Source organism: Dietzia sp. 111N12-1 (assembly GCF_001658045.1).
Taxonomy (GTDB): Bacteria; Actinomycetota; Actinomycetes; order Mycobacteriales; family Mycobacteriaceae; genus Dietzia; species Dietzia kunjamensis.
This window is the reverse complement of sequence record NZ_LSSV01000025.1, coordinates 23,689-49,264: the sequence shown is the minus strand read 5'-3', so window position 1 is coordinate 49,264 and position 25,576 is coordinate 23,689. Positions and strand designations below refer to the sequence as shown.

Here is a 25,576-nt window from a genome sequence, read left to right as displayed (position 1 = left end):
CCCGGTCCGGACCTCTCGCCCGGCACCCCGCCGTGAGCGGGGTGATCATTGTTGGGCCCTGTGTGGGGGAGGGGACGCGGGCTCGACGTGGTGCACCGACCGCACCTTCGGCCCTGACTGCGTCCCCGCCCCGGCACACGGGGCCGGATGTCAGCTCTGGTCGAGCTTCTGGATGTAGTCGACCGCATCCTGAACAGTACGCAACTTGGCGAGGTCTTCGTCGGGGATCTCCACCCCGTAGCGGTCCTCGGTCTGCACGGCGATCTCCACCATGGAGAGCGAATCGATGTCGAGATCGTCTACGAAGGACTTCTCCGGGGTCACCTCGGAGGGTTCGATCCCGGTGACCTCCTCGACGATCTCCGCCAGTCCTGCGATGATCTCGGCCTCGGTGCGTGCCATGTGGTGTCCCTTTCTGATGGGTGGTGTCGTGCCCGGCGGGCGCGACGGGTGGTCTGATCGCGATCGACGGTTGGGGCCGCCGATCGGGGGTGGGAGGAGCGGTCAGGCGCCGCTGAGAGCGGGGACCGACTCGAGTGCGAACTCGAGGTCCTCGACGGTGGTCACGCCGTAGCGGGGCACATCGCGCATCATGCGCTTGGCCAGTCCCACGAGCGAGCCGGAGGGCGGGAGTTCGACGAACGTGTCGACGCCCAGCTTGAGCATGGTCTGCGTGCACAGGTCCCACCGGACGGGGTGGGTGATCTGGGATACGACCCGGTCGAGGGCGTCGCGACCGGAGGTGACCACCATGCCGTCGGCGTTGGAGATCAGGGTCAGTTCGGGGTCGTTGACCTCGATCGTGTCCGCGAGCTCGCAGAACTCGGCGACGGCGGAGGCCATGTGGTGGGTGTGGAACGCCCCCGCGACCTCCAGTCGGCGCAGGCGGGCCCGGCTCGGCGGGTTCTGCTCCAGCGCGTCGCAGGCCTCGAGCGGGCCGGCGGCCACGATCTGGCCCGCGCCGTTGCGGTTGGCGGGCTGCAGACCGGCCGTGTCCAGGGACAACAGGACGTCCGCCTCGACGCCGCCCAGGACCGCGATCATCCCGGTGGGACGTTCGGCGCACGCCCGGGACATCGCCGCACCACGGACGGACGCCAGGCGCAGGGCGTCGGCTTCCGACACGACCCCGGCGATCGCCAGCGCCGCGATCTCACCGATCGAGTGACCGGCGACCATCGTGTCGGAGGGAACCTGGCCACGACGGCGCAGCTCCGCGGCACCGAGCAGTGCGGAGGCCACGACGAGTGGCTGGGTCACCGCGGTGTCGGTGATCTCCTGCAGGGTCGCGGTGGTGCCGAGACGCTCGAGGTCGAGTCCGCTCGATGCGGACCACTCGTCGAGGCGGTCCGAGGCACCGGGCAACTCGAGCCAGGGGGCGAGCATCCCGGCTTTCTGAGACCCTTGTCCAGGGGAGGTAAGGCAAAGCACGAATATCAGAGAACACGTCCGCACCCACTTCGGATGATGTTCCCCAAGCCAGAAACGCAGCCCGGATTTTGTACACTTCCCACAAATGCCGAGCTGGCCGGTCGTCCATCTGCATTCTGTGCGGTTTCGTTACACCCTGTTACAGAAGTGACTAATTAGGACTCCTGAGTACTTCGATCGGCGAACTTCCCGAGGACGAGGGCGATTCTGAGGACAAAAGCGTCCCTTGCGTTAAGTGGATCGAATTTGGTGATTTGGCTCACTCTCTTGAGGCGGTACCGCACCGTATTGGGATGGACGAACAACTCGCGGGCACAGGCCTCGACGTGCCCTCCGGAGTCCAGATAGGCCCGCAGGGTGTCCTCGACCGAGGAATCGGCGCCACGCAGGGGAGTGACGACCCGGTCGACCAACATCGCCGCCGCACCACGATCGCCGGCGAGGACCCGCTCGGGAAGGAGGTCGATCGCTGCCACCGGCCGGGGTGCACCGGGCCAACCGCAGACGGCCGCCGACCCGGAGAGCGCCTCGGCCGCGCTGTCGGGGGCCTCGGCGAGGGAGCCCACCGTGTGCCCGACGACGATCGGTGCATCCGGTGAGAAGGAGTCGAGGACCCCGGCCGGCACGGCGGAGGAGGACTCGAGTTCACCGGAGAGGATGACGACGAGACGGGCGCCCTGCACCACGGCCAGGGCGTGCCGGTTGGCGGCGACCGCAGCCCGGTGGGCGGCGGGTACCGACGCCAGTCCCAGTTCCTCACGGGGCCTGCCGACGATCACCGTCGCCGCGGTGGTCGGGTCCCAGTTCAGGGCCGAGGCACCGGAGGCGAGGTCGGCATGGCGGTCACCGCGGACCACGGCGTCGACCAGCATGGCCTCCATCCGGGTGTCCCAGGCACCCCGGTTCTCCGCGGCGGCGGCATAGACCGACGCCGCGGTGAAGCCGAGTTCGCGACCGAACTTGAGCACCGCGGTGATCATGAGACCCCGTTGGCGCTCGTTGTGGGTGATCCGCGGCATCACCAATTCGAAGTACTCACACGTCGACCGGACGAGCTGGACCGTCTGCTGCAGGGTGAGACCCTGGCCGAGCCCCTTGGGGAGCAGCTTGAATCCCGCGATGGTGTCCGTGTGCGGCGCCTCCGGGTTGCGCATCCAGGTCACGAAGTCGCGCACCGCGCTCTGGATGATCAGTTGGATCTCGGCCCGCTGGTCGGCGGACAGCTCGCCGAAGAACGGCAGCTCCTGCTCGAGCGCGCGGACCGCCTCGGTGGACAGGGTCCCCGAGTACCGGGTGATGCGCTTGAGCAGGGCATCGGAGACGGGTCGCTGGTCCGGCGGCGTCGAGGAACGCCGCCGGACGGGCTGTGGATCCTTCTCCCCGGTCCCGGGGCCGGTCGGGTCTGTCACGCCACTCCGGGGTCCGTCGTCGGCTCGGGCGCGGCCATGACGTCGTCGATCCGGTACAGGCGGGCGGCCTCGAGGAGGGTGCGCTTCTCGATCGCGCCCTCACGGACCAGACCTGCCAGGACGGCGACGACGATCGATTCCGCGTCCGTGTTGAAGAAGCGGCGCGCGGCGGGCCGGGTGTCGGAGAACCCGAAGCCGTCGCACCCGAGAACGGTGAAGTCGCCGGGCACCCAGGCGCGGATCTGGTCCGGAACCGCCTTCTGGAAATCGCTCACCGCCACCTTCGGCCCCTCGGCCGAGGCCAGGGCGGCGGTGACGAACGGGGTGCGCGGCTGCTGGTCGGGATGGCGCAGCGCATGACGCTCGCACTCGAAGCCGTCGCGGGCGAGCTCCGTCCACGAGGTCGCCGACCACAGGTCGGCCGCGACGTCCCACTTGTCGGCGAGCATCTTCTGCGCCTCGACCGCCGCATACATCGCCACGCCGGACGCGAGGATGGAGGCCTTGTGGCTCCCGGCCTCCGCCGCGCGGAAGCGGTACAGACCGCGCAGGAGCGCGTCTGCGTCCAGGTCCTCGGGCTCGGCCGGCTGGGGGACGGGCTCGTTGTACAGGGTGATGTAGTACGAGACGTTGCGGTCGATGCCGTCGGTCTCGGTCTCGTGGGCCGCCCCGGGGCCGTACATGTGCTCGATGCCCGCACGCATGATGTGGGCGACCTCGTACGCCCACGCGGGGTCGTAGGAGATGATCCCCGGGTTGGTCGCGGCCAGGAGCGGGGAGTGGCCGTCCATGTGCTGCAGTCCCTCGCCGGTGAGCGTGGTGCGGCCGGCGGTCGCACCCAGCAGGAAGCCCCGGGCGAGCTGGTCGGCGGCGGCCCAGATGCCGTCGCCGGTGCGCTGGAACCCGAACATCGAGTAGAAGATGTACAGCGGGATCATCGGCTGACCGTGGGTCGCATAGGCGGTCCCGGCGGCGGTGAACTCGGCGACCGAGCCCGCCTCGCTGATGCCCTCGTGCATGATCTGGCCGTCCTTGGCCTCCTTGTAGCTCAGCATGAGGTCGTGGTCCACCGAGGTGTAGTTCTGCCCGTGCGGGTTGTAGATCTTCAGGGTGGGGAACCACGAGTCCATGCCGAAGGTGCGGGCCTCGTCGGGGATGATCGGCACGAAGCGGTCCCGCAGTGACTCGTCGCGCATGAGCTCCTTGGCCGTCCGCACGAGCGCCATCGTGGTGGCCACGGCCTGCTTGCCCGACCCCTTGCGCAGGGACTTGAGGGAATCGATGTCCGGCACGGCCAGCGGCGTGAACGTCTGGCGCCGCTCGGGGACGTGCCCGCCGAGAGCGGACCGGCGCTCCAACATGTACCGGATCTCCGGCGAGTTGGGTCCGGGGTTGTAGTAGGGCGGCTGGGTCGGGTCGGCCTCCAGCTCCTCGTCGGTGATGGGGATCTCCTGCTTGTCGCGGAACTGCTTGAGATCGTCCAGCGTCAGCTTCTTCATCTGGTGGGTCGCGTTGCGTCCCTCGAAGTTCTGGCCCAGCCCGAAGCCCTTGATGGTGTGGGCCAGGATGACCGTCGGCCGACCGGTGTGCTCGAGCGACGCCTTGTACGCGGCGTGGATCTTGCGGTAGTCGTGCCCGCCACGGCGCAGCGCCCAGATCTCCTCGTCCGTCATGTCCTCGACGAGCTTCGCGGTGCGGGGGTCGCGTCCGAAGAAGTGCTCACGGATCCACGCACCGTCGTTGGCGCGGAAGGTCTGGTAGTCGCCGTCGGAGACCGAGTTCATCAGCGAGACCAGGGCGCCCTCGGTGTCCTTGTCGAACAGGGCGTCCCATTCGCGACCCCAGACCACCTTGATGACGTTCCAGCCAGCGCCGCTGAAGTACGACTCCAGCTCCTGGACGATCTGCCCGTTCCCGCGGACCGGCCCGTCGAGACGCTGGAGGTTGCAGTTGATGACAAAGGTGAGGTTGTCGAGGGCGTCGTTCGCGGCGATCTGGAGCGCGCCGCGCGACTCGACCTCGTCCATCTCACCGTCACCGAGGAACGCCCACACGTGCTGCTGCGACGTGTCCTTGATGCCGCGGTTGTGGAGGTAGCGGTTGAACCGCGCCTGGTAGATCGCGTTGATCGGCCCCAGGCCCATGGAGACCGTGGGGAACTCCCAGAACTCGGGCAGCGAGCGGGGGTGGGGGTAGGAGGGGAGTGAACGCCCCGGATGGCTCTTCTCCTGGCGGAACCCGTCGAGGTCCTGCTCACGCAGTCGGCCCTCGAGGTACGCGCGGGCGTACATGCCGGGGGAGGCGTGACCCTGGAAGAAGATGTGGTCGCCGCCGCCGGGATGGTCCTTGCCGCGGAAGAAATGGTTGTACCCCACCTCATAGAGCGGGGCCGCCCCGGCGTATGTGGAGATGTGGCCACCGACGCCGATCCCGGGCCGCTGGGCGCGGTGGACCATGATGGCGGCGTTCCACCGGATCCATCGACGGTAGGTCCGCTCCACCGCCTCGTCGCCGGGGAACTCCGGCTCGAGGCTCGTGGGGATGGTGTTGACGTAATCGGTGGACGTGAGGGCGGGCAGCGGAACACGCTGCTTGGAGGCCCGCTCGAGCAGACGGAGCATGAGGTAACGGGCACGCTCGGGACCGGCCTCGGCGAGCAGGCCGTCGAGCGAGTCCATCCACTCCTGGGTCTCCTCGGGGTCGGAGTCCGCCAGGTAGGAGGCGACCCCTTCCCGGAGAATCGGCACGTTGGTGGGGGCGGTCCCGTCCCGTGGGCCTTCGTTTCCGCTCATGCGTATCGTCCTCACTTCTGTGATTCGTACCGTGGACGCCCGGTGGGGCCTCCACATGTCGTGGTACTTCGTCGGGCCCGGGCCGCGGTCCGCAGGTGTGGGGCGGATCGCGTCGGGCTCGGGACGGGCCACCGTAGGCCCACCGGTTCCGATTGTGCCCCAAAGCGTGACGCGCGACACCGTCACCCGAGCCCGGGCACCGGTAAATGGGCGGTAGTCGTTTCCCCGGTGAGCATGCGCGGGTAGTGTTCCTGGTCAGCGAAGGACCCGAGAAGTAGCACGACGGAATAGAGGGAGGAACACCACGGTGGTCGCCGCGGCGAACCAGCAGGACGGAGCGGACCAGGTAGCTGGTCAGCTCGAACTGACGGAGGGCATGCTCGTTCAGGAGGTCGGATGGGATTCCGACTGTGACGAGTCGATCAGCGAGGCCGTCGAGGACGCCGTCGGATCAGAGCTGCTGGAGGAGGACACCGACGAGGTGGTCGACGCGGTGCTGCTCTGGTGGAGGGACGGTGACGGTGACCTCGTCGACCGACTCATGGACGTCATGACCCCCCTGGCGGACGACGGTTCCGTGTGGGTCCTCACCCCCAAGACGGGGCGCGACGGGCATGTCGTGCCCGCGGTGATCGCGGAGTCCGCGCAGACCGCGGGGATGTTGCAGACGCGCACCGCCGCGCTCGGGGACTGGGCCGGCAGCCGGCTCGCCCTGCGGAAGAACAGCATGCCGCGCAAGTGATCGCGGCACCCCGGACCTCTCGTGCGCCCCGGGGTGGGGCGCGGTTCCGGGTGGGTTAATCTGACCGCACCGGCGCGATCGACGCGTCGGTGCGCACGCGCGCGTAGCTCAGCGGTTAGAGCTCTGGTCTTACACACCAGCGGTCGGGGGTTCGATTCCCTCCGCGCGCACCGATGAAGACCGACCGATGACGACCGACCGCACCCGGTGCCGAGGGCTCGGCGTAGGTGGTCAGGTCCGGAGGCGGTCCGCTCGGCGGAAAGCCCTGCGCTGCTCGGCGTCGTTGCGATCGCCGTAACGGGCCCGCATCGCGCGGTCACGGGCGGACGCCTCGTCGAGCTCGGGGGTGCCCCGGTCGCCGCCGCCCGAGTCACCGCCCGCCGTGTCACCGCCCGTCGTGTCGCCTCCAGCGGCGCCGCCGCTGTCGCGGCCGAGGTCGTCGGTGTCGCCACCCCGGGCGTCGACCCCCGCGGTGGGCGTGGCGTCGTCCCCCGGTGTCCCGGACCCCTGGTCGGCGTCGGCGTCAGCGGCCGCGACCTCCGCGTCGCGCCGCCGGGCCCGGATCTCCGCCCAGGCGAAGTAGATGAGCGCGGCCGGGGCGAGCACGCCGAAGGCCAGCCACTGCAGTCCGTAGGACAGGTACGGGCCGTTCTCGATGCCGGGGATCGGGGCGGGGGAGAGCGATCCGGGCTGGCCCCCGGCCAACTGCAGGTAGCCCTCCGACACGAGGTCGTGCCCGAGGGTGTCGCCGATGACGACCGGGTCCACCACGCGCACCGCGGGCAGTCCGGCCATCGGGACGGGCTCGGCCTCGCCCGGCTCGGTGACCCGCAACCGGGCGGTGATCTCGACCTCGCCGGCGGGGGCGGCGGGATAGTCCGGTACCGCGTTGTTCTCCCCGACGAGCACGTATCCGCGGTTGACCAGCATGTCCGCGCCGCTCACGGGGTCGAACACCGTGAGAACCTGGTAGACCAGCTCGCCGTCCACCGACCGGAGTCGCAGCAGCGCCTCGGAGTCCGGTCGCCACTCTCCGGTGAGGGTGACCAGGCGCCATTCGCGCTCGGCGTAGGCCCGCGGGCCGTCCACCACCTGCGCCAGCGGCGCGGGCTCGGCCTCGACGGATTCGGCCAGCCGGGCGTTGCGGGCGTCGAGATCGTCGCTCTTGCCCAGCTGCCACGGGGCCAGCAGCGCGAAGCACGCCCACGCGAACAGGGTCGCGGCGAGGACGCCGATCACCCATCCCGGGGTCAGGAAACGCCGCAGTATCCGCATGCTCCCAGGGTATCCGTCCCGGCCCGCCGGGTCCCGTGGCAGGTGTGCCCGCTACCCCGTGAGCTCGCGCACCTCGGCGACCAGCCCGGGCAGGGCCGCGGTGATCTGCAGGCGGGTGCGGGTGAAGCCGCTGTCGTCACCGTAGTACGGGTCGGCCACGTCAGCGCCGGCGGCGCCGTGCTCGTGTGCACGGGGGTCGTAGGACCGCAGCAGCCGGATCCGGCCCGGGTCGACACCCGCCCGACGCAGGTGGTCGCGGTGGCCGGTGTCGAGGGCCACCACCAGGTCGGCGTCGTGGTCGCCGGGGGACAGCTGCGATGCCACGTGCCCGGTGTCGTAGCCGTGGGCTGCGAGTTCGGCGGCGGCGCGCGCGTCCATGCCGTTGCCGACGTGCCAGTCGCCGGTGCCGACGCTGGAGACGGTCACCCGGTCGCCGAGTCCGGCGTCGTGGAACGCCCGGCGGGCAAGGACCTCTGCCATGGGGGAGCGGCAGATGTTCCCGGTGCAGACGAACACCACCCGCACCCGCGACTCACCACCCACGGATGATCTCCTCCAGCGCCGCGGTGTCGACGGCCGACCAGTGGGCTCGGTCCCACTCGTCGGGCCGCCCGTAGCCCCAGCGCACGATCGCGGTCGGGACGCCGTAGCGGGCGGCGCCCTCGATGTCGTGTTCGCGGTCGCCGATCATGAGTACCTGTCCGGTCCCGCCGCCGTCGACGGGCGTCGGGTCGATCCCCATCGCCGAGAGGGAGTGCGCGATGACGTCGGCTTTTGCCATCCGGCCGACGGTGATGTCCGCCCCACCGATGAACTCGAAGGGGGCGGCCAGGTCGAAGTGCCCGAGGATCCGGCGCGCGGCGACCTCGTCCTTGCTCGTGGCGACCGCCATCCGGTAGCCGTCCACGGCGAGCCGGTCGAGCAGGGCGTCCATCCCCGTGAAGACGGCGTTCTCCAGCCACCCCACCTCATCGTAGCGCTCACGGTAGGCTGCCACCGCCCGGTCCAGGTCGGACCCGGCGAGGCCGAGCGAGGTCAACGTGTCGACCATGGGCGGGCCGGCGATGGAACGGATGTCGCGGGAGTCGTCCCAGCGCGCGCCCACCACGCCGAGCGCGTGGTGGAGGGACTTGGCGATGCCGTCGAGGGAGTCGGTGATGGTGCCGTCGAGGTCCACGAGGAGGGTCGGGCGGTCGGTCATGCCGACATCCTCCCAGAGTCCGCCGGGCGGGTTCCCCCGCCGGTCCGGGGCCGCGCGCCGTTCGTGGTCGTCCTACGCTTCCGGGAATGAGCGAGAAACCCGGAGAGCGTCCCGATCAGGCGTCGTGGGCGGCGCTGCGACACCACGGTGACGCCGAGTTGGTCCCCGGCGCCCTGGACTTCGCCGTCAACGTGCGCGGGTCGGGGCCGCCGGGCTGGCTCCGCGACAGGTTGGCGGCCCGCCTCGCCGACCTGGGGGGATACCCCGGGGGCGACGACGACGAGGCCGCCGTCTCCGCCGTGGCCGCCCGTCACGGGGTCGGACGCGACCGCGTCCTGCTGCTGGGCGGGGCCTCGGAGGGATTCCACCTGCTCGCCGCCCACGCGGCCCGGAACCAGCTGCGAGCGGCGGTGGTGCACCCGTCCTTCACCGAACCGGAGCTCGAGCTGCGACGGGCCGGCGTGCCGGTAGAGCGGGTCCTTCTGCCGGTTCCGTTCGACCTCGGCCCCGGCCTCGTCCCCGAGGAGGCGGACCTCGTCGTCGTCGGCAATCCCACCAACCCCACCTCGGTGGCGCACCCCCGGTCCACCGTGGCGGCGCTGTGCCGGCCCGGACGGGTGACGGTCGTCGACGAGGCGTTCTGCGACATCCTCGCGGACGAGGCGGCCCACACCCTGGCCGGCGCCGACCTGCCGGGCCTCGTGGTGCTGCGGTCGCTGACCAAGACGTGGGCGCTGGCCGGCCTACGCGTGGGGTACGCCGTCGGGGACCCGTCGGTGCTGGCCGATCTCGCCGCGCACCGGCCCCACTGGCCCCTGGGCACTCTCCAATTGGAGGCCATCCGGGCGTGCGTCGGTCCGGCGGCTGATCCGGAACTCCAGGCCGCGCGGGCGCAGGTCGTCTCCGAGCGCGACGCGATGGTCCGCGCCCTCGACGCCGCCGGGATCGAGGTGGCGGTGCCCCCGTCCGCACCGTTCGTCCTGGTCCGCACCCCGGCCGGGATCGACCCGGTCGCGTTCCGGACCGGACTCGTGCGCCGGGGGATCGTCACCCGCCGCTGCGACACGTTCCCCGGCCTCGATGCCACCTACCTGCGACTGGCGGTGCGGCCGGGCACGATGGTGGACGAACTCGTCGGAGCCTGGCTCGGGGAGGTCGCGGCACGGACTGATCGCGGCACGGACAGGTCCCGCCGCGGCGGGTGAACAGGAAGGGGAGCGACCATGACCACCGGCAGGCCCACCCTGGCCGACGTGATCGACCTGTTGGAGCACGCCTACCCGCCGCGGCTGGCCGAGTCGTGGGACCGCGTGGGGCTGGTCGCCGGAGACCCGGCGGCCGAGGTCGGACGGGTCGTCGTGGCGGTGGACGCCACCGACGCCGTGGTCGACCACGCGCTCGCCGAGGGCTCCGACCTGTTGCTGGTCCACCACCCGCCGCTGATGCGCGGCGTGCACTCCGTGGCGGCCGACACCCCCAAGGGCCGGCTGCTGCACGAGCTCATCGCCGGCGGGTGCGCGCTGTACTCCGCGCACACCAACGCCGACTCCGCACGGCCCGGCGTCAACGACGCCCTCGCCGACGTGCTCGGCCTGACGCCCGGTCGCCCCCTGGCCCCCACCGGTGACGGCACCGTCGACCGGTGGGTGGTGACCGTGCCCGACGACGACCTCGACGACCTGCTGAACGCGGTGTTCGCCGCCGGCGCGGGACGGATGAGCGGCTACACCGAGTGCTCGTTCTCCGTTCAGGGCACCGGCCGGTTCCGCCCCGGCGACGGCACCGACCCGGCCATCGGCACCATCGGCGAGCCCGAGCGGGTCTCCGAGACGCGGGTGGAGTTCGTGGCGCCGCCCGAGCTGCGATCCGCGGTGCGGCGAGCCGTCCTGGCCGGGCACCCCTACGAGGTGCCCGCCATGGACGTGTTCGTCAACCACGCCGGACCCGGGCCGGGGCCCGAGGACACCGGGCTCGGGCGGATCTGCGAACTCGACGCACCGATGACGCTTGCGCAGTTCACCGAGCTCGTGGCCGAACGTCTGCCCACCACCGAGTGGGGGGTCCGCGCCGCGGGCGACCCCGACGCCGAGATCCGGCGCGTCGCGCTGTGTGGCGGATCCGGCGACTCACTGTTGGGCGCGGCCCGCGCGGCGGGCGCCGACGTCTACCTCACCGGGGACCTGCGCCACCACGTCGTGGACGAGCACCTTCGCTCGGGCGGGCCCATGCTCGTCGACGCCGCGCACTGGGCGCTGGAGTTCCCGTGGTGCGCCCAGGCCGCTGCCCTGCTCGAGGAGGGGGCGGACCTCACGGCGACGGTGTGCGAGCAGCGGACGGACCCCTGGACGGTGGCCGCCGGGGGAGGGCGCGTACAGCGGTAGTCTTGGCACCCATGAAGGCCGATCCCCACGACCAGCGTCGACTCGTCGACATCGCCGACCTCGACCTGCGCCTGGCGAGTCTGGAGCACCGGCGGTCGCAGCTACCCGAGCAGACGACCCTGGACGAGCTGGAGGCCGAGCGGCGGGCCGCCACCGAGTCCGTCGCCCGGGCCCGGATCCACCTGGAGGACCTCGACCGCGCCCTCGCCAAGCTGCGGTCCGATCTGGAGGCCGTGCGCCGGCGCCGGGCCGCCGACTCTGATCTGCTGGCCAAGGGCGGCCTGTCCGAGCGACAGGCCACCGAACTGGACTACGAGCTGCGTTCGCTGGCCCGCCGCCAGGAGGACCTCGAGGGCGAGCTGGGTGAGCTGGGCGAACGTCACGAGGCCATGGAGGCCGACGTCCGCCACTCCGGGGCGATCGTCACCGACCTGGACGCGCGGATCGGGATGGCCGCGACGCTGCGGGACACCGCTCTCGCCGAGCTCGAGGACGCGGTCACCGAGACGATGGCCGAACGGGCCCGCGACACGGAGACCGTCCCCGCCGACCTCCTCGATCACTACACCCGTAGCGCCGCGGAGGCGGGCCGAGGGGCGGCGATCCTCAACGGAGGCCGCTGCTCGGCGTGTGCCATGGACCTCGACCGGAGTACCGTCTCGGCGTTCCGGTCCGCTCCCGCGGACGAGGTCCTGAACTGCCCCGAGTGCGGCGTGATCGTGGTCCGCACCGACAACTCGTGAGCGGCGGACCGGGCTCCACCGGCGGGCCGGGCTGGACCGGCGCCACCGGGCGCCCCACCCGGATCGTCCTGGCCCGTCACGGCCAGACCCCACTGTCGGTGGACCGGCGCTATTCCGGCCAGGGCGACCCCGAGCTCACCGAGTTGGGCGTCACGCAGGCCGAGCGCACCGCCGCCCGGCTCGCGGCACTGCCGGATCTCGCCGCGGTGGTCTCCTCCCCGCTGCGCCGGTGCCTGGGCACCGCCGAGCGGGCCGCCGACGCCGCCGGCGTGCCCCTGGTGGTGGACGAGGACCTCATCGAGACCGACTTCGGGGGGTGGGAGGGGCTCACCTTCCGGGAGGCCGCCGAGCAGGATCCAGACCTCCACTCGCAATGGCTGAGCGACACCGCCACCGCGCCCCCGGGCGGCGAGAGCTTCGCCGTGGTGCGGGCGCGCGTCGAGCGGGGACTGCGGCGCATCGTCGCCGACCGCCCCGGCGGCGTGGTCGCCGTCGTCAGCCACGTCACCCCCATCAAACTGGCGATCCGGGCGGGCCTGGGCGCCGGTGACGAACTGCTGTTCCGGCTGCACCTGGATCTCGCCTCCGTCTCCGACGTGCGTTTCTACTCCGACGGGCCCACCTCGGTGCACCTGGTCAACGACACCTCCCACCTCGTTTGAGCCCGCACCCCGACCGACCCGCGCGGGCGACTAGACTCCCTGGGGCGAACGAGTCGGCCGGACGGCCGCGGACAGGGGAACCGGCGCCACAGGCGACCAGGCCCCGGCCCGAGGAAAGTCCGGACTCCACAGAGCAGGGCGGTTGCTAACGGCAACCCGGGGTGACCCGCGGGACAGTGCCACAGAAAACAGACCGCCGCGCCTGCGGGCGCGGTAAGGGTGAAACGGTGCGGTAAGAGCGCACCAGCGCCCCGGGTGACCGGGGCGGCTAGGTAAACCCCGCCCGGAGCAAGGTCGAAGGTCGCACCGCTCGCGGTGCGGCTGCGCGGATTGTGTGCAGCGATGCACGGGAGGGCTGCTCGCCCGAGTCCGCGGGTGGACCGCTCGAGGTACCCGGTGACGGAGTGCCCAGATGGATGGTCGTCGCCCTCCGCCCGCGGAGGGCACAGGATCCGGCTTACAGGCCGGCTCGTTCGCCCCATCCCCGGCAGGCGCCACCGCGGCGCGCGGTGGCGGGTCCGGACCCGGATAGTAGTGTCCGAGGTGACAAGCCCGTCCCGTCGAACCGAGGAGGCCCACCGTGTCGGACGAACAGTGGTACTACGACATCGCCACAGGTCAGGCGCAGCAAGGCAAGGTGACCAACTGGGACAACCGGATGGGCCCCTATGCCACGCGCGGCGAGGCCGAGGCGGCGCTGGCCAAGGCGAAGGCCCGCAACGAGGCCTGGGACGCCCAGGACGACTAGTACGAGCCCGGGGGGTTGAGCCGGGCCGTCCTACTTCTTCCCGCCCTTCTTCTTGTTCTTCTTGTCCTTCTTCTTCCGGCGCCGCCGTGCCGCACGCCGTGACTCGGACAGTTCGCGATAGGCGGCCGTGACCGCCGCGGCGTCGCTCTCGAACCCCTCGAGGGTGCGCTCGGAGAACCCTCGCTCGTGCTCGAAGAGCACCCCGAGGCCGAACGTCGACTCACCAGCGAACTCGGCCCGCCGCGCGATGCGCCGGATCCACTGCCGGGTGGTGACGCTGTCCTGGACCTCCCCGAGCACCGTGTGCAGCCGGTCGCAGGCCGTACGCAGCGGGGCCACCGTGAGGTCCTCCGTGTTCGGAACCGCACTGACGATGCGGCGCAGTGCCTTGGCGCGCTTGCGCACGACGTGGGTGAGTTCCTCCCGCTGGGCCAGCGTCAGATCGAGGGAGTCCAGGTCGCGCTCGGTGCGAGTGCGGACCTTGGTGAACTTGGAGAACTGCCGGTCCACCCCGCGCAGCAGTGTCTCCTCGGCCTCGCGCCGCTTCCTACCGCCCTTCGACCGAGCACCGCCCTTCGACGACGCCCCGCCCCCCACTGCGGCAGGGCCGGTGCCGGCGACGCGGACCAGCTCGTGGAGTCGGTCGACCACGTCGAGGTACCGGTCGGAGAGCAGCGCCGCGGTGACGCGTTCGCCCGCGCGCTGCTCCTCGAAGTCCAACTCGGTGCGCAGGAGATGCCGGGTCCGTGCGGTCACGACGTCCTCGGGGTAGTCGGCTGCCAGCGCCCCGAGTCGCTGGTCGACCACCTGGATGTCCCGGGCCTTGCCCAGCACCGCGGCGAGTTCCTTGAGTTCGGCGAGGAGCGCGGCCGGGTCGATGTCGGTGCCGGCGGTCTCCGCCCCGAGCTCGTCGGCGTACGAGCTGATGGTGCTCCGCAGGCCACGGACCGCGACGCGCATCTGGTGGACGCCCACCACGGTGACGCGCCGGGCCGCCGGATCGTGGTCGAGGAGTTGCTGCAGGTCCTGGACAAGGGCGTCGCGCACGGGCGAGACGCCGCGCTCGTAGAGGTCGGGGAGTGGGCCGATGGTGCGGGCGAGTTTGGACGACGACGACGAGGCGTGAGCCCCGGCGTCCGCGCAGGCGGCGGCGACGGTCGCGAGGAGATCGTGTGCATCGGGTCGCGCCGGATCGACCAGTTCGGTCTCCCATTCCCGCCATCCCGCCGTTGATCCGCCGGCGACGAACGACTCGGTGGAGACACGGTCGTCGCAGAACTCGATCACCGCGGCCCCGTCGGGGTCCCGCAGCGTGAGGACCTGCCGGCGGTTGTCGATGCGGGCGACGGGCTCGAGGGGCCGACGGCGGACCAGCCCGGCGACGGCCGTGACGAGCTCCGCGGGGACGACGTCGTCACGGGGGTCGCCGTCGCCGAGCGGGGCCTGCAGTTCGACGCGTCCCGCCCGGTCGGGCAGTTTGAGGTGCCAACCCTCGTCGTCCCCGCCGGTGCGGCGCCGGAGTGTGACCTTGTGCCGGGTGAGCGAGAGGTCGGCGGTGTCGTAGTAGGTGGCGGAGAGCTGGTGCTCCACCGGGACGTCCGCGACGAGAGGCGCCAGGGCGTCGACCGTGGGCAGCGGGGTGTGCTCGTCGACCTCGAACTTGCTCTCGACCTCGACAGTCTCGTTGATCGTCATGGTCCGGTTGTATCAGTAAAGGATGAACACCGGCAGTGAGCGCCGCCCCTTCCGGACTTACCGGCGGGTAAGGTAAGTGGCTACGGTCACACATTCGTCGTAAGGGAGAGACTGTGGATCAGCCGAAAATCGTCGACGTCCTGGTGGTGGGGGCGGGGTTCTCCGGGCTCGGTGCCGCCATCCGGCTCGCGCAGGAGGGCTTCGACGACCTCGTCGTCCTCGAACGCGGCCCCGAGGTCGGCGGGACGTGGCGCGACAACAGCTATCCGGGCGCGGCGTGCGACGTCCCGTCCCACCTGTACTCGTACTCCTTCGCCCTCAACCCCGACTGGTCACGGGCCTTCTCGCCGCAGGGCGAGATCTACGACTACATCCGGAAGGTCACGCACGAGGCCGGCGTGCGCGAGAAGATCCGCTTCGGCGTCGACGTCACCTCGGTGGACTACGACGAGTCCCGCGGCCGGTGGACGGTGCGCACCAGCGAGGGGGAGTACGACGCCCGCGTGGTGGTGCTGGGCGTCGGCGCACTGTGCGAGCCCAGGCTCCCGGAGATCGACGGCGTCGGCGACTTCGCCGGGCCCGTCTTCCACACCGCCCGCTGGGATCACTCGGTGACGCTGGCCGACAAGCGAGTCGCGGTGATCGGCACGGGCGCCTCGGCGATCCAGGTGGTGCCGTCCATCGCCCCGACCGCGGCGCACCTCGACGTCTACCAGCGCACCGCGCCCTGGGTCCTGCCCCGGATGGACCGGCAGTACCCCCGGTTCGAGCGGTCGCTGTACCGCCGGGTGCCCGGGTTGCAGCGCGCGGTGCGGGCCCTGCAGTACGCCAGCCGCGAGTTCCAGGTGGTGGGCCTGACCCGCACCCGCGCCGCGCTGGCGCCCATCAAGGCGCTCGGACGCGCCCACCTGGCGATGCAGGTGCGCGACCGTGCCCTGCGCGCGCGGCTCACCCCGCACTTCGAGATCGGGTGCAAGCGCATCCTGCTGTCCAACACCTGGTACCCGGCACTGTCCCGGGACAACGTCGACGTGGTCACCGAGCCGATCACCCGCGTCACCGAGGGCGGGATCGTCACCGGTGACGGGACCGAGCACCCCGCCGACGTCCTGGTGGTGGCCACCGGCTTCCACGTCACTGATTCACCGTTCTTCGAGCGCGTCCGCGGAACGGACGGGCGCACCCTGGCGGACAAGTGGCAGAGCGAGGGGATGGAGGCCTACAAGGGGACCACGGTCGCCGGCTACCCCAACCTGTTCGTCCTGGTGGGCCCCGCGACCGGACTCGGGCACTCGTCGATGATCTACATGATCGAGTCCCAGCTCAACTACCTCGTGGACGCGCTGCGCACCATGCGCGACCGCGGCCTGCAGACCGTCGAGGTGCGTGCGGCCGTCCAGGACGCGTACAACCGCGAACTGCGCGACAGCACCGGCGAGACCGTGTGGGTGACCGGCTGCAGGAGCTGGTACCTCGACGACAAGGGCAACGCGCCGGCCGTGTGGCCGGACTACACCTTCACCTTCCGCAACCAGACCCGGGAGTTCGACCTGAGCGCCTACCGGCGGACCGCGGCCGACGCCACGGCCGCGACGCGTACCGGGCAGGAGGCCCTCCGGTGAGCGCCCCGATCGGCAGACTGTTCGGCACGGTCGGGTCGCTGGCCCGCCGCCCCCGCTGGCGGATGGACGGCAAGGTCGTCGTCGTCACCGGCGCCGGCTCGGGGATCGGGCGCGAACTGGCGCGCGAGGCCGCGCGGCGCGGCGCGCGGTTGGCACTGAGCGACATCGACGCAGACGGACTGGCCCGGACCGTCGAACTCGCGCGCGGTGACGGCGCGACCGACGTGCACTCGCAGCGTCTCGACGTGACAGAACAGGCGATGGTCGCCGAGTACGCGGGGGCGGTCGCCGAGCACTTCGGCGTGGTCCACCTGGTCGTCAACAACGCCGGCATCGCGTTCACCGGGGCGGTCGAGCAGTCCGGCTACAAGGACATCGCCCGCGTGATGGACGTCGACTACTGGGGCGTCGTGCACGGCACCAAGGAGTTCCTCCCGCACCTCATCGCCTCCGGCGACGGCCACCTGGTCAACATCTCCAGCATCTTCGCGTTCCTGTCCGTGCCCACCCAGAACGCCTACAACGCGGCCAAGGCGGCGGTCCAGCAGTTCACCGAGTCCCTGCGGATGGAGATGATGGCGGCCGGGCACCCCGTCGACGTCACCTGCGTCCACCCGGGCGGGATCAAGACCGCCGTCGCCCGGAGCGCCGGCGCGGCCGAGGGGCTGGACAGCGCGAACTTCGCCGCGATCTTCGACGCGAAGTTCGCGCGCACCGAGGCGTCGACGGCCGCGCGGGTGATCCTCGACGGCGTCGAGCGACGTAGGGCGCGCGTGCTGGTGGGGGTCGACGCCCACCTGCTCGACGCCCTGGTCCGGCTGTTCCCGACCGGCTACCAGAAGGGCACGGTCGCGATGACGCGCCGCTTCGGGGTGGTCTGAGCCGGGAGCGCGCCCGGCCCGGGCTCCTCAGGGCCGGAAGCGGTCCGTGGCCTCCAGCAGGTGGTGCGTCGTGCCGGGTTCGGCCATCGCGTGCCCCGCGTCGGGGACGATGTGCAGCTCCGAACCCGGCCACGCGGCGTGCAGCTCCCACGCGCTGGCGACCGGGCACACCACGTCGTAGCGGCCGTGGACGATCACGGCCGGCAGGTGGGCGATCCGGTCCATCCGGTCCAGGATCGCCCGGCCCCGCAGGAACGCGTCGTGGACGAAGTAGTGGTTCTCGATCCGGGCGAAGGCCAGGGCGAAGCGATCGGGGTCGCCGCCGGTGCCGGCGGGTCGGGGGAGCAGGGTCGAGGTGGACGTCTCCCACGTGGTCCACGCGCGGGCCGCCTCGAGTTCGACCTGCGGATCCCCGCAGTGCAGGAGCCGGTGGTAGGTCGCGACGTGGTCGTAGCCCGGCTGATGGACGGCGTCGGGGCCGTCCGCGGCGAGCAACGGCGCGAGGTAGCCCTCCCACACGTCCGGGAACAGGTGCGCGGCCCCACCGCGATAGAACCAGTCGATCTCGCTCGGGCGGCACAGGAAGACGCCGCGCAGGATCAGACCGCGGACCCTGGAGGGATGCTCCTGGGCGTACGCCAACGCCAGGGTGGAGCCCCACGAGCCGCCGAAGACCAGCCACTCCTCGACCCCGAGGTGCTCCCGCAGACGCTCGAGATCGTCGACCAGGTGCCAGGTGGTGTTGACCGTCAGGTCCGCGCCGTCGGCGACGTGCGGGGTGCTCCGCCCGCACCCCCGCTGGTCGAGAAGGATGATCCGGTAGGCCGCCGGGTCGAACATGCGTCGGTGCTCGGGCGTCGTCCCGCCACCGGGTCCACCGTGGACGAACAGGACGGGGGCGCCGTCCGGGTTGCCGGAGCACTCCCAGTACACGTGCTGCCCGTCGCCCACGTCGAGCATCCCGCTGTCGTGGGGCTCGATCGCCGGGTACGGGGCACGGCGGGCGGCGCCGCGCCGGGGGTCGGTCGTCGGTGCCACCACGGTCAGAAGGAGTGCTCGGCGCCGGGGAAGGCCCGCGAGCGGACCTCGGTTCCGTACTCGCGGGCGGCGTCACGCAGCGTGTCGGCCAGCTCGGCGTACCGCTTGACGAACTTCGCGGTGCGGCCCGTGCTGTGCCCGGCCATGTCCTGCCAGACCAGCACCTGGGCGTCGCACCCGTTGCCGGCCCCGATGCCCACGGTGGAGATCTCCAGTTCGGCGGTCACCTCCCGCGCCAGGTCGGCGGGCACCATCTCCATCACCACGGAGAACGCCCCGGCCTCCTGGACGGCGCGGGCGTCGGCGCGCAGCTGATCCGCCGCGTCGCCGCGACCCTGGACCCGGAACCCGCCCAGCCCGTTGACCGACTGCGGCGTGAAGCCGATGTGCGCCATCACGGGGATCCCGGCGTCGACGATCGCCTTGATCTGCGGGACCATCCGCACGCCGCCCTCGAGCTTGACGGCCTGGGCGCCGCCCTCCTTCATCATGCGGGTGGCCGCGGCCACGGCCTGCGTCGGCGAGGCCTCGTAGCTGCCGAACACCAGATCCGCCACGACCAGCGCCTTCGGGGCGCCGCGGGTGACGGCCCGCACCAGCGGGATCATCTCGTCCTCGGTCACCGGGACCGTCGTGTCGTAGCCGTAGACCACGTTGGCGGCCGAGTCACCGACGAGCAGCACCGGGATCCCGGCCTCCTGGAACAACCGCGCGGAGACGAAGTCGTAGGCGGTGAGCATCGGCCACGGCTCGCCGGCGGCCTTGAGCTCGGCGAGGTGGTGCAGACGGGTGACCCGGGTCAGGCCCTGCGGCCCGTCGCCCTTCGGCGTCTGGTCCGGTGCGCCGCCGGCGCCGTAGACCGGGGAGTCGGGGGTGTCGCTCATGGGAGTGTGGCCTTCCTTCGGTGACCTCGAGGCCGGCTGGAGCGCCGGTACCCGGGTGGACAGGGGGCGGTGACGTGCGCGGCGGGATCCGTGCGCTGTCGCGGACGAGTCTGCCACGACCGGCACGGAGGGGTCCGGTGGGCGTCGAGGCGGGCGGATGTCACACGCTCGTAACACGACAGGCACTAGGTTGGACCGCATGAACCGCCAGCAGGAGTACGTTCTCAGGACCTTGGAAGAGCGCGACATCCGGTTCGTCCGGCTCTGGTTCACCGACGTCCTCGGCACCCTCAAGTCGGTCGCCGTGGCGCCGGCCGAACTCGAGGGCGCCTTCGGGGAGGGGATCGGCTTCGACGGCTCCGCCATCGAGGGCTTCTCCCGGGTGTCGGAGGCGGACACGGTCGCCAAGCCCGACCCGTCGACCTTCCAGGTGCTCCCGTGGGCCCACGCCGACGGCAAGCAGCACTCCGCGCGCATCTTCTGCGACATCTTCAACCCGGACGGCAGCCCCAGCTGGGCGGACCCGCGGCACGTCCTGCGCCGCCAGCTCAGCAAGGCCGCCGACCTCGGGTTCTCGTGCTATGTCCACCCCGAGATCGAGTTCTTCCTGTTCAAGGACCTGGACACGGACGGCGCGGAGCCGGTGCCCACCGACAACGGTGGCTACTTCGACCAGGCCGTGCACGACTCCGCCCCGCACTTCCGGCGCCACGCGATCGAGGCGCTCGAGGCGATGGGCATCTCGGTGGAGTTCTCCCACCACGAGGGCGCCCCGGGCCAGCAGGAGATCGACCTCCGCTACGCCGACGCCCTGAGCATGGCGGACAACATCATGACGTTCCGCTACGTGGTCAAGGAAGTGGCCATGAACAACGGGGTGTGGGCGTCGTTCATGCCCAAGCCCCTGCGTGACCACCCGGGCTCGGCCATGCACACCCACATGAGCCTGTTCGAGGGCGACGCCAACGCGTTCCACGACCCGGACGACGAGTACCAGCTGTCCGATACCGCGAAGTCGTTCGTCGCGGGCATCCTCACCCACGCGCCCGAGTTCTCGGCGGTGACCAACCAGTGGGTCAACTCCTACAAGCGACTCATCGGCGGAGGCGAGGCCCCCACCGCGGCCACCTGGGGCCGGGCCAACCGGTCGGCGCTCGTCCGCGTGCCCATGTACACGCCCAACAAGGCGTCCTCGCGCCGCATCGAGGTGCGTAGCCCGGACTCGGCCTGCAACCCCTACCTGGCCTACGCGGTGATGTTCGCCGCCGGGATCAAGGGCGTCCAGGAGGGGTACGAACTGCCGCCGGAGTCCGAGGACGACGTGTGGACCATGAGCCGGCGCGAGCGGCGGGCGATGGGATACACCGACCTCCCCGGCAGCCTCGAGCAGGCGCTGGACGCCATGGAGGAGTCCGAGCTCGTCGCCGAGGCGCTGGGCGAGCACGTCTTCGAGTTCTTCCTGCGCAACAAGCGGCGCGAGTGGCGCGAGTACCGCAACGACGTGACCCCGTACGAGCTGCGGCACTACCTCAACTTGTGACCGGGGGCGGCATCGTGAGCAGGGACTCCTCGCGCCCTCGGTTACCGAGCCCGGGCCGCCTCGGGCTGCTCGACGACCGGGCCGCGGACTGGCTCGACTACCTGGGGTGGACCGACGACGACGCGGTCCCGGTGCTGTGGTCGCTGTCCCGGGCTCCGGACCCCGACCTCGCCCTGGGAGCCCTGGTGCGGCTCCACGAATCACTCACCGCCGAGTCCCACGATGAGGGCCCCTCCGCGCGCGCCGGGGCCGACACCGGGGTCGCGGCATTGGACGCCGCCCTACGGTCCGATTCGCGGCTCCGGGCGAGGCTGCTGGGGCTGCTCGGATCCTCGAGCGCGCTGGGCGACCACCTCGTCGCCGAGCCCACCCGGTGGGCGCTGCTGCGCGGAGGACTGCCGACGTTCGAGGACGTTCTGGCCGACATGCTCGGGGCGGTCGAGGCCGTGCCCGAACAGGCGGTGGAGGGCGCGCCGCCGCCGTCCCAGAGGGAGGACCTGCGCAGCGTCGGGACGTATCGCGCCGGGGTCACCGGCGGCGCCGCCGTCAGCGTGCTGCGCTCGACGTACCGCGACCACGTGGCGCTGCTCGCCGCGCACGACGTGGCCGGGTCGGTCGACGACGACGAGCCCGTCCTGCCGTTCACCGAGGTGGGCCGGCGCCTGTCCGACCTCGCGGACGCGGCATTGACGGCCGCTCTCGCGGTCGCGGTGGCCACCGTCCACCCGGACTCGCCGATGCCGGCGCGGTTGGGCGTGGTGGCCATGGGCAAGGGCGGGGCGCGCGAGCTCAACTACATCTCGGACGTCGACGTCATCTTCGTGGCCGAGCCGGCCGACGCCAGGACCGGCCGCGTGGCCGGGGAGTTGATGCGCATCGGGTCCATGGCCTTCTTCGAGGTCGACGCGGCGCTGCGCCCGGAGGGCAAGTCGGGCGAACTGGTGCGCACCCTCGACTCCCACACGGCCTACTACAAGCGGTGGGCCAAGACGTGGGAGTTCCAGGCCCAGCTCAAGGCGCGCCCCATGACCGGCGACCTGGCTCTGGCGGTGGAGTATCACGACACCGTCCACCCGATGGTGTGGACCGCCGCCGAGCGGGACGACTTCGTGCACGACGTGCAGGCGATGCGCCGACGCGTGGAGGAGAACGTTCCCGAGGCGCTGCGCGAGCGTGAACTCAAGCTCGGGCGCGGCGGTCTCCGCGATGTCGAGTTCGCCGTGCAGCTGCTGCAGATGGTCCACGGCCGCACCGACGAGGACCTCCGCGTCACCAGCACCGTCGAGGCGCTCGGCGCGCTGCGCGACGGCGGGTACATCGCCCGCGAGGACGGCGCGGAACTACTCGCCGCCTACGAGTTCCTCCGCCTGCTCGAGCACCGCCTGCAGCTGCAGCGCTACAAGCGCACCCACCTGCTACCGGAGGACGACGACGAGGAGGCCTACCGCTGGTTGGCCCGCGCGGCGCACATCCGGCCGGACGGGCCCAACGACGCCGCCCAGGTGCTGCGGCAGAGTCTGCGCGAGCTGCGCCGCCGGGTCCGCCGCCTGCACTCCAAGCTGTTCTACCGCCCGTTGCTGGACTCGATCGCCTCGTACGACGCCGAGGCCCTGTCGCTCAGCACGGAGGCGATGGAGCGTCAGCTGGCCGCCCTCGGCTTCGCGGCGCCCCGCAACGCGTTGGGTCACCTGCGGGCGTTGGCGGGACAGAGCAGTCGCCGTGGCCGTATCCAGGCGCTGCTGCTGCCCACGTTCATGGAGTGGCTCGCGGACACCGCGGACCCGGACGCGGGGTTGCTGGCCTACCGGCGGTTGTGCGAGGAGAACGAGGAGATCACCTGGTTCCTGCGCACGCTGCGGGACGACAGCATCGTGGCCCGCCGCCTCGTGCGGGTGCTGGGGACCTCGGCGTTCGTCGCGGGCTTGCTCATGCGCAACCCCGAGGTGATCCCCGACCTCACCGACGGCGCGCAGGGCCCGGTGCTCGTGGCCTCCAAGGTCTCCGACATCGCCTCCGCGCTCACCGCCTCCGCCGCCCGGCACCCCACGCCCGAGCGGGTCATCGCCACGGCGCGGTCGCTGCGCCGCGCCGAGCTGGCCCGGATCGGGGCCGCCGACGTCCTGCAGATGATCTCCGTACCCGATGTCGGGCGGCGACTGTCGGCCGTGTGGCGGGCGGTGCTCGAGGCGTCCCTGGCCGCCGTGGTCCGCGACATGATGCCCGAGGGCGGTGCGGCGCCGGCTCGCCTCGCCTACATCGGGATGGGGCGGCTCGGCGGGGACGAGCTGTCCTACAGCAGCGACGCGGACGTGATGATCGTGTGCGACCCGGTCGAGGGCGCCAAGGAGGAGGAGGCGGTCAGGTGGGCCACGCAGGTGGCCGAGCGGGTGGGCAAGTTGCTGGCCTCGCCGTCGTCGGATCCCCCGCTGGACCTGGACGCCGACCTACGCCCGGAGGGCCGCAACGGCCCACTCGTGCGCACCCTGGCCTCCTACCGTGCCTACTACGCCAAGTGGGCCGAGACGTGGGAGTTGCAGGCGCTGCTGCGGGCCTCGTTCGCCGCCGGGGACCGCGAGCTCGGGCTGGATTTCCTCCACATGATCGACGAGTTCCGTTACCCGGAGCAGGGCGTGCCCCCGAAGGTCGTGCAGCAGATCCGCCGGATGAAGGCGCGGATCGACTCGGAGCGCCTGCCGCGTGGCGCGGATCCGGCCACCCACACCAAACTCGGCCGCGGTGGCCTGGCCGACGTGGAGTGGAGCGCCCAGTTGTTGACGATGCAGCACGCCGCCAGGGTGCCCGGGCTGCACACGACGTCGACCCTCGAGGCACTCGACGCCGCCGCCTCGGCCGAGTTGCTGCCGGAGTCCGAGCGCGATGCGCTGGTCGACTCGTGGCTCATGGCCGCCCACGCCCGCAACGCGTTGGTCCTGGCGCGCGGCAAGGCGGTCGACCAACTGCCGGGTCAGGGCTCGATCCTGGCGGCGGTGGCGATGATCTGCACCGGTTCGGCCGACGGCGCGGGGTTCCTCAACGAGTACCTGCGCGTGACCCGTCTCGGTCGCAAGGCGGTCGACCACGTGTTCTGGGGCGAGGACTGACGCCGGCCCCGGGGGTGAGCCGGGTCCGGGACCAGGGTCGTCCCTGATGCGGCGGGGGCTCCCACGCCGATAACCTGGGTCCATGCCTGTGACCATGAACCTCACCCTCACCCTCGACGGCGTGACCTACGGCGAGCTGTACGAGTTCGTCGACGCCGTCCGCGCCGCCGGGGTGCCGGCCGACGAGCGGGTCCGCTGCCTCGGTTCCGACGACAAGGGCGACCGCTTCGAGGTGGACCTCGGCCCGGACCGCCGTCGGGCGGGATCGGCCCGTGCGGCCTCCGGCGCGCTGGTGGGCCACCCGGTGGAAGGTCCCGCCGCGCCCGGGGCTGCGTCGTCGTCCTCACCGACCGTGGCGTCGGTCGCCGAGACGGTGCGCTCGATGGTGCGTAACGGCGACGACCTGGACCGCGTGATCGCCGCGCTGGGGGACCTGCGCAAGTTCCTGCGTTGAGCCCTCGCCGCCCGGTCGCCCGGGCCGTCGCCGTCCTCGCCGCGCTCGTCGCCGGCGCGGGTGTGGCGCTACACCACTCCCGCTCGGAGATCCCGGCCGTACCGGTGCTCGCGAGCTTCGCGGTCGCCGCCTGGGCGTTCTCCCTGGTGGCCCTGATCGCGGCACTGCGTGCGCGGTCGGTGCTGCTCGGGATCATCGCCGTCGTGTTGGTGGGTGCCGGGGTGGTCCAGTACGGGCCCCTCGTGGCACCGCCACGCCAGATCGACGACGACGAGGGCATCCCGATGCGGGTGATGGTGCAGAACCTCGAGTTCGGCCGAGCCGCCCCACACGACGTGGTCCGGGCAGTCCGCACCGGCGGGGTCGATCTGCTCATGACCGTGGAGACGACCCCGGAGGCGGCGGACGCGCTGCGCACGGCGGGTCTCACGGGGCTGCTGCCGCACGAGGCCGCCTCGACCGCTCCCACGACGCAGGGGGTCGCGGTGTGGTCGCGGTTCCCGCTCTCCCCGCCCGAGCGGGTCCCGGGCTTCAGCCTCGGGCTGGTACGCACCGAGATGGCGGGGCCGGGCGGCCCGGTGACGGTGGTGGCCGCGCACCCGGTGGCCCCGGTGTTCGACGCCCCCGCCGCCGTGGAGGAGGCCGATCGCCTGCGCTGGTACCTCGGCAGCCTTCCCGGACCCGCGCCGGTGGTGGTGGGCGGGGATTTCAACGCCACCTGGGATCACGTACGGTTCCGTGACCTGAGGGGCCTCGGGTACACCGACTCCGTCTCCGGCGGGAGTGACGGCTGGGTGCCCACCTGGCCGGCGGGTCGACGGATCCCCCCGCTCATCGGGATCGACCACGTGCTGGCCCGCGGAGCGGTCGCGGTGGGGGACACGGACACCGTGGAGGTGGCCAGGACGGACCATCGCGGCGTGATCGCGACGGTGCTTCTGCCCGCGCCGCGGGCGCGGTGACCTAGCATGCGCACC

At 71.7% G+C, this 25,576-nt stretch carries 21 protein-coding genes, 1 tRNA gene, 1 other RNA gene and 1 pseudogene; 14 read left to right on the top strand and 10 right to left on the bottom strand.

Features of this window, described 5'->3' with window-relative positions; all coding sequences use genetic code 11:
* Window positions 1–150 precede the first annotated feature (150 nt).
* The 4 genes from acpM to aceE all read right to left on the bottom strand — a co-directional run bounded on the left by acpM (window position 151) and on the right by aceE (window position 5,632).
* Entirely contained in the window at window positions 151–402 is a 252-nt protein-coding gene (acpM, locus tag AYO52_RS05345) for a meromycolate extension acyl carrier protein AcpM (RefSeq protein ID WP_067714230.1), read from the bottom strand.
* A 102-nt stretch (window positions 403–504) separates the two neighbouring features.
* A complete protein-coding gene (locus AYO52_RS05340) occupies window positions 505–1,431 on the bottom strand; it encodes an ACP S-malonyltransferase (protein WP_082923792.1) in 927 nt (308 codons plus the stop codon).
* 155 nt (window positions 1,432–1,586) lie between these two features.
* Entirely contained in the window at window positions 1,587–2,840 is a 1,254-nt protein-coding gene (locus AYO52_RS05335) for a CdaR family transcriptional regulator (RefSeq protein ID WP_082923791.1), read from the bottom strand.
* Window positions 2,837–5,632 (bottom strand): pyruvate dehydrogenase (acetyl-transferring), homodimeric type, encoded by a 2,796-nt coding sequence (gene aceE / locus AYO52_RS05330; RefSeq protein ID WP_067714224.1) that lies wholly within the window; start codon window positions 5,630–5,632, stop codon window positions 2,837–2,839. Before aceE ends, AYO52_RS05335 begins: the two co-directional genes overlap by 4 nt.
* 307 nt (window positions 5,633–5,939) lie before the next feature.
* On the opposite strand from aceE, the gene AYO52_RS05325 reads away from it, so the two are divergent.
* Both AYO52_RS05325 and AYO52_RS05320 read left to right on the top strand, forming a co-directional pair.
* A complete protein-coding gene (locus AYO52_RS05325) occupies window positions 5,940–6,374 on the top strand; it encodes a DUF3052 domain-containing protein (RefSeq protein ID WP_067714222.1) in 435 nt (144 codons plus the stop codon).
* 97 nt (window positions 6,375–6,471) lie between these two features.
* Window positions 6,472–6,544 (top strand) — tRNA-Val (locus AYO52_RS05320).
* A 61-nt stretch (window positions 6,545–6,605) separates the two neighbouring features.
* On the opposite strand, the gene AYO52_RS05315 is transcribed toward AYO52_RS05320, so the two are convergent.
* From AYO52_RS05315 to AYO52_RS05305, 3 genes are read right to left on the bottom strand one after another with little or no spacing between them, the layout of a single operon-like run.
* Window positions 6,606–7,649: an SURF1 family protein gene (locus tag AYO52_RS05315; protein WP_156523532.1), complete on the bottom strand. Its 1,044-nt coding sequence runs from the start codon at window positions 7,647–7,649 to the stop codon at window positions 6,606–6,608.
* 51 nt (window positions 7,650–7,700) lie between these two features.
* The gene (locus AYO52_RS05310) at window positions 7,701–8,192 is read right to left on the bottom strand and encodes a low molecular weight protein-tyrosine-phosphatase (RefSeq protein WP_305790905.1); all 492 of its coding nucleotides are present in this window, start codon (window positions 8,190–8,192) and stop codon (window positions 7,701–7,703) included.
* Entirely contained in the window at window positions 8,182–8,850 is a 669-nt protein-coding gene (locus AYO52_RS05305; protein ID WP_067714219.1) for an HAD hydrolase-like protein, read from the bottom strand. The genes AYO52_RS05310 and AYO52_RS05305 overlap by 11 nt, the downstream gene beginning before the upstream one ends.
* A gap of 86 nt (window positions 8,851–8,936) precedes the next feature.
* On the opposite strand from AYO52_RS05305, the gene cobC reads away from it, so the two are divergent.
* The 6 genes and pseudogenes from cobC (at window position 8,937) to AYO52_RS18175 (ending at window position 13,384) form a co-directional block, all read left to right on the top strand.
* Complete coding sequence (gene cobC, locus AYO52_RS05300) at window positions 8,937–10,055, top strand: Rv2231c family pyridoxal phosphate-dependent protein CobC (protein ID WP_067714216.1); 1,119 nt, start codon at window positions 8,937–8,939, stop codon at window positions 10,053–10,055.
* A gap of 18 nt (window positions 10,056–10,073) precedes the next feature.
* Window positions 10,074–11,231, top strand: coding sequence for a Nif3-like dinuclear metal center hexameric protein (locus AYO52_RS05295; RefSeq protein WP_067714213.1), 1,158 nt, complete (start codon window positions 10,074–10,076; stop codon window positions 11,229–11,231).
* Window positions 11,232–11,242: 11 nt separating this feature from the next.
* On the top strand, window positions 11,243–11,974 hold the full coding sequence (locus AYO52_RS05290) for a zinc ribbon domain-containing protein (RefSeq protein WP_067714208.1): 732 nt from the start codon (window positions 11,243–11,245) through the stop codon (window positions 11,972–11,974).
* Window positions 11,975–12,000: 26 nt separating this feature from the next.
* A pseudogene (locus AYO52_RS05285) lies at window positions 12,001–12,636 on the top strand (histidine phosphatase family protein); the annotation flags it as partial.
* A 49-nt stretch (window positions 12,637–12,685) separates the two neighbouring features.
* Window positions 12,686–13,112, top strand: an RNA gene (gene rnpB / locus AYO52_RS05280) — RNase P RNA component class A.
* Window positions 13,113–13,216: 104 nt separating this feature from the next.
* Window positions 13,217–13,384 carry an SPOR domain-containing protein gene (locus tag AYO52_RS18175; protein ID WP_132061872.1) on the top strand — a complete coding sequence of 56 codons (168 nt, stop codon included), beginning with the start codon at window positions 13,217–13,219 and terminating at the stop codon, window positions 13,382–13,384.
* Window positions 13,385–13,414: 30 nt separating this feature from the next.
* Here the strand turns inward: AYO52_RS18175 and AYO52_RS05275 are convergent, their stop codons facing one another.
* On the bottom strand, window positions 13,415–15,079 hold the full coding sequence (locus tag AYO52_RS05275; protein WP_067714204.1) for a CYTH and CHAD domain-containing protein: 1,665 nt from the start codon (window positions 15,077–15,079) through the stop codon (window positions 13,415–13,417).
* Between the two features lie 113 nt (window positions 15,080–15,192).
* Between AYO52_RS05275 and AYO52_RS05270 the strand changes: the two genes are divergently transcribed.
* Together AYO52_RS05270 and AYO52_RS05265 are read left to right on the top strand one after the other, a co-directional pair.
* Complete coding sequence (locus tag AYO52_RS05270; protein WP_067714201.1) at window positions 15,193–16,701, top strand: NAD(P)/FAD-dependent oxidoreductase; 1,509 nt, start codon at window positions 15,193–15,195, stop codon at window positions 16,699–16,701.
* A 62-nt stretch (window positions 16,702–16,763) separates the two neighbouring features.
* Window positions 16,764–17,582, top strand: a complete 819-nt coding sequence (locus AYO52_RS05265) for an SDR family oxidoreductase (RefSeq protein ID WP_067714319.1) — start codon at window positions 16,764–16,766, stop codon at window positions 17,580–17,582.
* A gap of 27 nt (window positions 17,583–17,609) precedes the next feature.
* Here AYO52_RS05265 and pip read toward each other — a convergent pair whose 3' ends face one another.
* Together pip and panB are read right to left on the bottom strand one after the other, a co-directional pair.
* Complete coding sequence (gene pip / locus AYO52_RS05260) at window positions 17,610–18,620, bottom strand: prolyl aminopeptidase (protein ID WP_371517324.1); 1,011 nt, start codon at window positions 18,618–18,620, stop codon at window positions 17,610–17,612.
* A 5-nt stretch (window positions 18,621–18,625) separates the two neighbouring features.
* Window positions 18,626–19,504, bottom strand: coding sequence for a 3-methyl-2-oxobutanoate hydroxymethyltransferase (gene panB, locus AYO52_RS05255; RefSeq protein WP_067714199.1), 879 nt, complete (start codon window positions 19,502–19,504; stop codon window positions 18,626–18,628).
* A 199-nt stretch (window positions 19,505–19,703) separates the two neighbouring features.
* On the opposite strand from panB, the gene glnA reads away from it, so the two are divergent.
* From glnA to AYO52_RS05235, 4 genes are all read left to right on the top strand, one after another.
* Window positions 19,704–21,044 (top strand): type I glutamate--ammonia ligase, encoded by a 1,341-nt coding sequence (gene glnA, locus AYO52_RS05250; RefSeq protein ID WP_067714196.1) that lies wholly within the window; start codon window positions 19,704–19,706, stop codon window positions 21,042–21,044.
* Between the two features lie 11 nt (window positions 21,045–21,055).
* Window positions 21,056–24,145 carry a bifunctional [glutamine synthetase] adenylyltransferase/[glutamine synthetase]-adenylyl-L-tyrosine phosphorylase gene (locus AYO52_RS05245; protein WP_067714313.1) on the top strand — a complete coding sequence of 1,030 codons (3,090 nt, stop codon included), beginning with the start codon at window positions 21,056–21,058 and terminating at the stop codon, window positions 24,143–24,145.
* Between the two features lie 82 nt (window positions 24,146–24,227).
* A complete protein-coding gene (locus AYO52_RS05240; RefSeq protein WP_240341431.1) occupies window positions 24,228–24,599 on the top strand; it encodes a hypothetical protein in 372 nt (123 codons plus the stop codon).
* On the top strand, window positions 24,596–25,561 hold the full coding sequence (locus AYO52_RS05235) for an endonuclease/exonuclease/phosphatase family protein (RefSeq protein WP_067714192.1): 966 nt from the start codon (window positions 24,596–24,598) through the stop codon (window positions 25,559–25,561). The genes AYO52_RS05240 and AYO52_RS05235 overlap by 4 nt, the downstream gene beginning before the upstream one ends.
* Window positions 25,562–25,576 lie beyond the last annotated feature (15 nt).